Origin of the sequence: Salinivibrio sp. SS2, from assembly GCF_001722075.1 — a bacterium.
Classification (GTDB): domain Bacteria; phylum Pseudomonadota; class Gammaproteobacteria; order Enterobacterales; family Vibrionaceae; genus Salinivibrio; species Salinivibrio proteolyticus.
In genome coordinates this window covers 53,883-63,241 of the sequence record NZ_MEBP01000058.1, presented here as the reverse complement: position 1 = coordinate 63,241, position 9,359 = coordinate 53,883, and the positions used below count along the sequence as shown (strand labels likewise).

At 49.1% G+C, this 9,359-nt stretch carries 8 protein-coding genes; 6 read left to right on the top strand and 2 right to left on the bottom strand.

Features of this window, described 5'->3' with window-relative positions; genetic code table 11:
* Positions 1 to 290: hypothetical protein (locus BGK46_RS17710; protein ID WP_217492717.1), on the top strand; the 290-nt coding region annotated here is incomplete at its 5' end.
* Here BGK46_RS17710 and mlc read toward each other — a convergent pair.
* Entirely contained in the window at positions 287 to 1,501 is a 1,215-nt protein-coding gene (mlc, locus tag BGK46_RS03625; protein WP_069587120.1) for a sugar metabolism global transcriptional regulator Mlc, read from the bottom strand. The genes BGK46_RS17710 and mlc overlap by 4 nt on opposite strands.
* A 264-nt stretch (positions 1,502 to 1,765) precedes the next feature.
* On the opposite strand from mlc, the gene queE reads away from it, so the two are divergent.
* Entirely contained in the window at positions 1,766 to 2,431 is a 666-nt protein-coding gene (gene queE, locus BGK46_RS03620) for a 7-carboxy-7-deazaguanine synthase QueE (protein WP_069587132.1), read from the top strand.
* 93 nt (positions 2,432 to 2,524) lie between these two features.
* On the opposite strand, the gene queD is transcribed toward queE, so the two are convergent.
* Entirely contained in the window at positions 2,525 to 2,887 is a 363-nt protein-coding gene (queD, locus tag BGK46_RS03615) for a 6-carboxytetrahydropterin synthase QueD (protein WP_069587130.1), read from the bottom strand.
* 249 nt (positions 2,888 to 3,136) lie between these two features.
* Here queD and BGK46_RS03610 point away from each other — a divergent pair, with 249 nt between their 5' ends.
* From BGK46_RS03610 to BGK46_RS03595, 4 genes are all read left to right on the top strand, one after another.
* A complete protein-coding gene (locus tag BGK46_RS03610) occupies positions 3,137 to 4,756 on the top strand; it encodes a methyl-accepting chemotaxis protein (protein ID WP_069587117.1) in 1,620 nt (539 codons plus the stop codon).
* Positions 4,757 to 4,857: 101 nt separating this feature from the next.
* A complete protein-coding gene (gene asnS / locus BGK46_RS03605; RefSeq protein WP_069587116.1) occupies positions 4,858 to 6,258 on the top strand; it encodes an asparagine--tRNA ligase in 1,401 nt (466 codons plus the stop codon).
* 157 nt (positions 6,259 to 6,415) lie between these two features.
* Entirely contained in the window at positions 6,416 to 7,609 is a 1,194-nt protein-coding gene (locus BGK46_RS03600; RefSeq protein WP_069587115.1) for an amino acid aminotransferase, read from the top strand.
* A gap of 164 nt (positions 7,610 to 7,773) precedes the next feature.
* Positions 7,774 to 9,327, top strand: a complete 1,554-nt coding sequence (locus BGK46_RS03595; protein ID WP_069587113.1) for a methyl-accepting chemotaxis protein — start codon at positions 7,774 to 7,776, stop codon at positions 9,325 to 9,327.
* Positions 9,328 to 9,359: the final 32 nt, after the last annotated feature.

Sequence of the window (9,359 nt, the reverse complement as noted above, 5' to 3'; positions counted from 1 at the left end):
CCACCCTCAAGACATTTATAGGTCTGACTGAGTATTGGACTTCACGCTATTTTGCACGCTTACCCACCTATCAAGCCGAAACAGGTTCACTTGCGTTGTGTGCCTCTAACTTCCTATCGCTTCCTTCAGACCCTGCCGTTGGCCAGCAACGCCCTTGCGAGTCGGATTATCTTCCCCTCAGTCGGGGCGATTCAGGTTTCTTTCAACCTGACGGGTTTGCCAGCTTCGCTGGGCAAACAAAAAAGCAGGTGCTTGGCACCTGCTTTTTTCGTTTATGCGCTCGTTACTAGCCTTCCAGTACCTTCATGAGTAGTTTGCCGTCGTACATGGCTTGTTTCACCATCGCAGCGCCCGGCATAGTCGCTTGCGTGTAGAAATAACTTTCTTCCAGCAGTAAGTTTTGGCTGTATAAGGGGATGGTTTGCGTCTTTAAGCATTCCATGATTGCTGGATAGAGCACAGATTTCGCCCGGTTAAACTCGCCGCCGAATAATATTTTTTCCGGATTAAATAAATTCACCACGATGGCGATCGCTGTCCCTAGGTGATGGCCAAGCTCTGTAATCACGCGTTGCGCCAACGCATCACCGGCAACGGCAGCATCACAAATCGCGTCAATGGTGAGCGTCTTACCATGCAATTGACTAGGGTGCCCCTCTGCGAGCAAGGTTTCTACCTGCTCAATGACCGCGGCTAAACTTGCTACGGTTTCCAAGCAGCCATAGTTGCCACAAAAGCATCGCTTACCAAATGGCTTCACTTGAATATGACCCAGCTCACCCACATTCCCCACGCGCCCTTGGAGCACTTTCCCTTCTAGGATGATCCCAGCCCCAACGCCATTGTGAACGGCAATCAGCACCGCGCTATCTGATTCTTTTGCGTTACCAAATAACTTTTCAGCCAGCGCCCAAGAGCGGGTATCATTACCCACAAAAACCGGTAATCCTGTTTCTCGATGCAGGACGGGCCCCAATGGCATATGGCTAACCTCAAAGTGCGGCATTTGAATGACCGTTCCCTGTGCACTATTCACTAAGCCTGGCAAAGACACCGCGATGCTTGTCACGCGGTCCACCACTTCATGATGACGCGAAAAGAAGGCTTTAACGTACTCGACAACGGTCGCTAGCAAGGCCTCTTGAGGCATCACCGCCAACTCATGGCGTTCTTGTACCAGAATGTCACTGCTTAACGAGTGCAAAGCCATCGTGAGGTAGCCGCGCCCTAAACGCATCGATAAGAATTGCCACCCGTCATTGTCCAACATCAACCCAACGGCGGGTCGACCACGCATACTGGTTTCTTGAATTTGTGTTTCTTTGACAAGATGCGCGTCCATTAGCTCACGGACAATTTTAGTAATGCTGGCTGGTGCCAGCTGGCTGCGTTTGGAGAGCTCGATACGTGAGATAGGCCCAAAGCGGTCGATCAAGTTGTACACTGTGCCGGCATTTTTGCGCTTGATATGATCAATATGCCCCGGCTGCCCAATAATCATGCCCTGTCCTATTACTGCTGGGATCTGGCGATCCTATTCATGATGATGCGTATAATTGAATTTTTTTACTTTGCGAACTAATTGTGAAGCACAATTAGGTCGCCGCGTGATATCTATCACTTTCAGGTGTGAAAATCGCGTTTAGCCTCACGAAACCATACGATTTAGTAACTATGGTAAAAATCCAATCAATCGTGAAAAAGCAAGATCTGCGGAGGATAAATTGGCATAATGCGCCGTCGAATCGAACCGCCAGAAAGCATGATGTACCGAGTAAACGAAATTTTTGAAACTATTCAGGGAGAAGGCACATTTACTGGCGTGCCCTCCGTTTTTGTCCGCTTGCAAGGTTGCCCTGTCGGCTGCGCTTGGTGCGATACCAAGCAAACATGGGAAACCGATGATAACGATCAGCAAGACAAGATATTTATTATCGATAAGTCAGAAGACTCACCTGCTTGGTGCTGGCTGAGTGCGAAAGATATTGCGACAGAAATCACCCAACGCTATCAGGCTAAACACATTGTGATTACTGGGGGGGAGCCTTGCCTATACGACTTGGTGCTCTTAACCGAGGCGCTAGAAGCGGTTGGGTGTCAGTGCCAAATTGAAACCAGTGGTACGTACGAGGTAAAAGCCAGTCCGCAGACTTGGGTCACGGTATCACCTAAAATCAATATGCGCGGCAAATTACCGGTACTGGCCAGTGCGATGGCGCGCGCGAACGAAATCAAACATCCTGTGGGCACCGAGAAAGACATTGCACAGTTAGATACCCTACTTGAGCACTGCCCACCATCACCAAAGGCAACCATTGCGCTACAACCGGTCAGTCAAAAGCCGCGAGCCACTAAACTGTGTATTGATACCTGTATTGCGCGCGGCTGGCGCTTGTCGATACAAACGCATAAATATTTAAACATTGCCTAGCGCCAATAGAGCCAATAGAGCCAATAGAGCCATCGTATTAGCCGATATGAAGTGTATCGATAAAAGAGCCGAGTGATGATACTCGGCTCTTTTTTATTCACCGCGGTAAGTGCAGCCTGCGGTACAGGTTTCCTTCACCATTACCTTACTTAATAAAGGCAGGTTTGGCTTGACCTGTTGCCATATCCAACGCGCCAACACTTCGCTGGTTGGGTTTTCCAGCCCTTCAATCTCATTGAGATAGTAGTGGTCAAGACGATCATAGATAGGCTTGAAAGCGGCTTTAATGTCAGCGAAGTCGATCACCCAGCCTGTGTGTGGGTCAACATCCCCTTCTACATACAAACGCACCATAAACGAGTGACCGTGCAAACGCCCACACTTATGCCCTTCTGGTACATTCGGTAAGTGGTGTGCGGCCTCAAAGGTAAATTCTTTAAACAGTTCAGTTGTCATACTGCCAAATCCCATCAACAACAAGATGGCGCATGCTACTCAACTTCCCTGACCGACACAATCTCTATCCCTGAGATCAACGCGATTATAGCCAAAGCAAACCGTTGCCCGTCGCAAAGGTGCGACAATTTACGTCGATGAAATCACACATTTTATATGGGAATCGCGGCATCTGGTGAGACACGGTTTAACATAGATCTGACAGAATTCAATTGACATACATATAATTTAATAACAAACGGTTGACTCATGCGCATGACTCTCGCGAGCAAACTTCTCCTTTCGCTTTTTCTCGTCTTCGCTCTGGTGCTTGTGACTTCGTTGGCCTATCAATCGCATCAGCAAAAAGCGCTGATGACGTCGATAGTCAGCGAGCAGACGCTCGACAAAGCATCCAACTATTTCGATAGCCTGAATATGTTGATGCTGACCGGTACGATTAGCCAACGAAATACACTGCGCGATAAAATGCTTTCCCACAAAGGAATAGAAGAAGCGCGTGTTATCCGCTCAGAGGCAATCACCCGCTTTTTCGGTCCAGGCAACCCTGAACAAGCACCAAAAGATAATATTGACCAACGTGCACTTGATGGCGAGACCATTGTTGAAACCTTTGACTCTGAATCAGGCAAGGGGCTGGTCGTGGCACTGCCGATGAAAGCCAGTAAAGATTACCGCGGTACTAATTGCCTGCAATGCCATGTTGCCGAAGAGGGAACCGTGTTGGGCGTTATTCGACTCGAATATGACTTACAGCCGCTCTATGGCACCATTGATAAAGAAATGCTGATCACTGCCGGGATCATGGGCAGTATCGCCGTATTGGGTTTTCTTATCTCACTGACTGTGATCCGTCGTTGGGTAGTGTCACCCCTCAAGCATGTATCGGCCTTTATGAAGCGGACGAGTCGCGACAAAAACTTGGCTGAGCGCTTGAATGACACACGCAATGACGAGATTGGCGAGTTATGTAACAGCTGTGACCAATTACTCGATAATTTCTCTGCGAGCTTACAACAGGTGCAACGTACCTCAGAGACGCTGTCGTCTGAAGCGTTAAACCTCATTCGCGTCTCTGGGCATACCGACCAACTCGCCGATAGCCAACGTCATGAAACCAATGAAATGTCTACGGCCATCAATGATGTTCAGCAACATCAACATGACATTCAAAGCCGTACGAGCGAGGCGGCACAATTGAGCGAATCTGCCGCCACTAGCGCCAATCAAGGCAGTGAACTGGCCAACGTCGCCGCCAATGATATCCGCAAACTGATGGATGATATTGGTCAAGTACGTAGCCAGATTTTGGATGTGAACCAACAAAGCCAACAAGTGACGACTATTTTGGGTGTGATCCGCGAGATCGCTGAGCAGACCAACCTACTCGCGCTGAATGCGGCGATAGAAGCCGCACGCGCCGGTGAGCAAGGTCGTGGCTTCGCCGTAGTCGCCGAAGAAGTACGTAACTTGGCCAGCCGAAGCCATGATGCAACCGGTGAAATCCAAACCATTATTGAAAATTTGTGTTCAGGCAGTGAAGCTTCCGCTCAAGCGGTCGAAGCCACCACAGAAAGCGCGAATCAACGTGCCGAGACGGTGATGCAGCTCTCTGACGCCTTGGCCGATATTGCTAAGCAAGTGACCACCGTGAACAATAATACGGACGACATTAGCCAACAAAGCCAACATCAAGCACAAATGACTGACGCCTTACTCGAGCAAGTTGGCCGGATTCAAAATCACGCTAACGATACCGCCAATAATGCGAATGAAGTAAAAGCAATCAGTGCAAATCTCGAACAACTGGTTGAACAGTTGGAAGGATTAATTGGACAATTTCAACTTTCAGACCGCCTCAAGCCTTGAAGCTACACAAGATACAGGTAAACTTGCTAGTCTAACTTGCAAATCCACTTTCTCGGTGGCATTGACCACCGAGTTGCCCTAAACGGAGATAGAAGCGAATTATGACATACGCGCCTGTAGTAGACGTCCTGCGCGGCAAGGCGGCAGTCGACACTGAAGTGACTGTTCGCGGTTGGGTTCGGTCTCGCCGAGATTCCAAAGCCGGTATTTCTTTCCTCGCCATTTATGATGGCTCTTGTTTCGACCCTATTCAGGCCGTGGTCCCCAATGAGCTGGAGAATTATCAGCAAGACGTTCTGCGTTTAACAGCAGGCTGTTCTGTTGAAGTCACCGGTAATGTGGTGGAATCACCAGGGAAAGGTCAAGCGTATGAGCTACAAGCCACTGCCGTGAAGGTAGTCGGTTGGGTTGACGATCCAGACACTTATCCGATGGCCAAGACGCGTCACTCAATTGAGTACTTGCGCGAAGTGGCTCATTTACGCCCTCGCTCTAACGTGATTGGTGCGGTTGCTCGTGTTCGTCATACCCTTTCTCAAGCTATTCATCGTTTCTTCCACGAGCAAGGCTACTACTGGATGTCTGCCCCGCTGATCACTGCATCAGACTGTGAAGGCGCCGGTGAGATGTTCCGTGTATCGACACTGGATATGGCCAATGTGCCAAAAACAGAGCAAGGCGATGTCGACTTCGACCAAGACTTTTTCGGCAAAGAAGCTTTCTTGACCGTATCCGGCCAATTAAACGCTGAAACCTATGCTTGTGCGCTGAGTAAAGTTTATACCTTTGGCCCAACCTTCCGTGCTGAAAACTCTAACACCAGCCGTCACTTGGCCGAGTTTTGGATGGTAGAGCCTGAAGTGGCCTTTGCCGATCTTGATGATGCTGCAGCGCTAGCAGAAGCCATGCTGAAATACGTCTTCAAGGCCGTGTTGGAAGAGCGCCGTGACGACATGCAGTTCTTCGAGCAACGCATCAACAAAGAGGTGATCACGCGCCTTGAGAAATTTGTTGAAGCTGATTTTGCCCAAGTTAACTACACTGACGCGATCACTATCTTGGAAAACTGCGGTAAGACGTTCGAGTTCCCTGTCGAATGGGGTATTGATCTCGCCTCCGAACATGAGCGCTATCTAGCAGAAGAACACTTCAACGCACCTGTTGTGGTGAAGAACTATCCAAAAGATATTAAAGCCTTCTACATGCGTATGAACGATGATGGCAAAACCGTTGCTGCAATGGACGTATTAGCGCCTGGCATTGGTGAGATTATCGGTGGTTCACAGCGTGAAGAGCGTCTTGACGTGCTGGATCAGCGCCTTGAAGAAATGGGCCTCGAGAAAGAAGATTTCTGGTGGTATCGCGACTTGCGCCGTTACGGCACCGTGCCTCACTCCGGCTACGGCCTCGGATTTGAGCGTTTGGTATCTTACGTTACCGGTATGAGCAACATCCGCGACGTGATTCCATTCCCTCGTTCGCCACGTAACGCGAGCTTCTAAGTAAAAGACCATTCAAAGGCTGCGAGTACGCAGCCTTTTTCTTGCCTATTGGTACGCTTGGTATCTCTGGGCATGGCTGGTGGTTTCTATCCAAGAAAACAAGTGGTATAACGATCCCAGCCTGAGTTTCATTCATCATTAACCATGGACGACACCAATGTTTGAGAAAATTTCTGCCGCTCCCGCCGACCCCATTTTAGGACTGACTGAAGAATTTAAAGCGGATCCTCGTGAAACGAAGATCAACTTAGGGGTCGGCGTATACAAAAACGAGCACGGTGAAACACCTGTGCTTAAAACCGTTAAAAAAGCCGAAGCATTGCTGCTCGAAAAAGAGAGCACCAAATCCTATCTAAGCATCCCGGGCACTGCGGAATACGGCCTTGCCGTTCAGCAGCTTCTATTCGGTGAACAGGCTGCAGTTATCAAAGATAAACGCGCTCAAACTGCACATGCGCCGGGTGGCACCGGGGCGTTACGCCTTGCTGGGGAATTTATTAAGCGCCACCTCGGTGATGTCACAGTGTGGATCAGTAACCCAACGTGGGCCAACCACAAGGGCGTGTTTACTGCCGCAGGCCTACCTCTAGCTGAATACACCTACTACGATGCCGCGAAGAATGACAAAGATTTTGCTGGCATGGTCGCGGATCTTGAAAAAGCAAACAGTGGTGATGTGGTCTTGCTACATGGCTGTTGTCACAACCCAACCGGTATTGATCCGACCGATGCGGAATGGAAAGTCTTGGCTGAGCTATGTCAGCGCAAAGGCTTACTGCCGATGTTCGACTTTGCCTATCAAGGCTTTGCGCAAGGTGTTGAAGAAGACGCATCTGGTCTACGTATTTTTACGCAAACCTGCCCAGAACTGTTGATCGCCAGCTCTTTCTCGAAAAACTTTGGCTTGTATAACGAGCGTGTGGGTGCCTTTACTCTGGTTGCACAAGATCAGCAACAAGCCACAACCGCCTTTAGCCAAGTGAAAGCTATCGCGCGCGTGATCTACTCTAACCCACCAGCCCACGGCGCAGGTATTGTGACAGAGATCCTCAATAACCCCACGCTAAAAGCAGAGTGGCATCAAGAGCTTGCTGATATGCGCGATCGCATTAAAACTATGCGCACCGAGTTTGTAGCAACCCTAAAAGAAAAAGGCGTTAATCGCGACTTTAGCTTTATCGAGCAACAAAACGGGATGTTTTCTTTCTCTGGTTTGAACAAAACTCAAGTAGATGCACTGAAAGCAGAACACGGTGTCTATATCGTCGGCTCAGGCCGCCTCAATGTGGCGGGTATGACGCACATGAATATGGGGCCACTTTGCACTGCCATCGCAAAGGTTTTAGACTAAGCGCCACTGTCATCGAAATGTCATAAAGGGCCGACAGGCCCTTTTTTTTGTCGATGCGCCAATTGAAGCAACATTATATTAACAAAAATATCATTAATAAGCCCATAGCCGCTAGACTAAAACTAATAAGGCTCTTATGAACTGTGACCAGAAAGATAAATACTATGAGTGGTAATGAAGTTATATTTGATGACGATGAACGCCTCGTCTCGACCACCGATAAACGCGGCGTTATCACCTACTGTAATCCGGAATTTATTCGTATTGCTGGCTACAGCGGTGACGAACTTTTGGGTGCGCCCCATAATATAATTCGTCATGCTGATATGCCCAAAGCTGCCTTTGCGGACATGTGGCGGAACCTCAAAGCCAATCAACCGTGGCGAGGCATCGTTAAAAACCGCTGTAAAAACGGCGATTATTACTGGGTTGATGCCTACGTGACTCCCATCTATGAACAAGGTCAGGTAACAGGCTATCAGTCGGTGCGGGTCAAGCCAGATCCCGCAGTGAAACACCGTGCTGCACAGATCTACAAAAAACTATGTGCCGCCGAAAAAGGAGGCAAATCACTGAGGGGGCTCTCCATTGAAAGCATTCCCGGCGCCGCTAAATTTGCACTGCTTATCGCCGGCCTCGCTGTTGCACCACTCTCCCTCGCCTTTGATCCAAATATCAATGGGTGGGATATCGCTAGCGCTGTCACTATGCCTGCCATCTTGGGCATCCTATTCCGTGATGAGCTGTTGACTCTGCCAGCCTTGGTTCGTGGTTATCAAGCCGACTATGACAGTATTAGCCGTTACGTTTACGCGGGAACGGGTTTAAGCTCCGTCGCAGACTACAAACTTAAAATGCTGCAAGCACGGATTCGGACCATCCTCGGCCGTATGTTGGATGCATCCTTGTCTCTCAATCACTTTTCTGATGACTTGAGTGCCCTTTCGCAGCGTGTTTCTCAGGCGATCAATACCCAAAGCCATCAAATTTCCTCGGTGGCCAACAATATTGATCATGCGTCTGATTCTGCAAACAAGGTATCTGAGAATGCACAGCAAAGTGTTGAACTGCTGCAATCGGTACAACAACAAAGCCAAGAGACACAAGCACTGCTTCACCAAACCGGCGAGCAGCTTCAGGCTCTGGCAAAACAGTCTGAAAGCTCGTTATCTGCCACACAGCAGCTTTCTGTGACGGCAGAGCGGGTCACCGATGCGATGAGTGAAATCAGTGGTATTGCTGAACAAACCAATTTGTTGGCTTTAAATGCCGCGATTGAGGCTGCGCGTGCTGGTGAACAAGGTCGCGGCTTCGCGGTTGTCGCTGAGGAAGTCCGCGCCCTCTCTAGCCGCACGCAAGGCGCAACAGAACAAATTCAGCAGTCAATCCAAGAGATGCACGATACCATTAAACAATGGCAAGCGCAGATCGATGTCAGTCACAAGCAAACCCAACAATGTGTCGATACCACAGATCATAGTATCGCAAGCTTAAACGCGGTGACGACAGCAATTGACGATGTGGTATCGCGTACACGTGAAACACACCATTCTGCTCAAGCGCAACTGCAAACGTTTAATGATATCAGCCGCGATATTCATGATATTGAGTCTGTATCCCAACAGAATCTCAATGAAGTGAACGATGTCTCGCAAGCAAGTGCAGAGCTGCGCGACAAAGTTCGTCAGTTTCACGATATTGCCAAACAGTTTGAATAGCCACGCCTTGGCCATGCCATAATTGGTCAAGA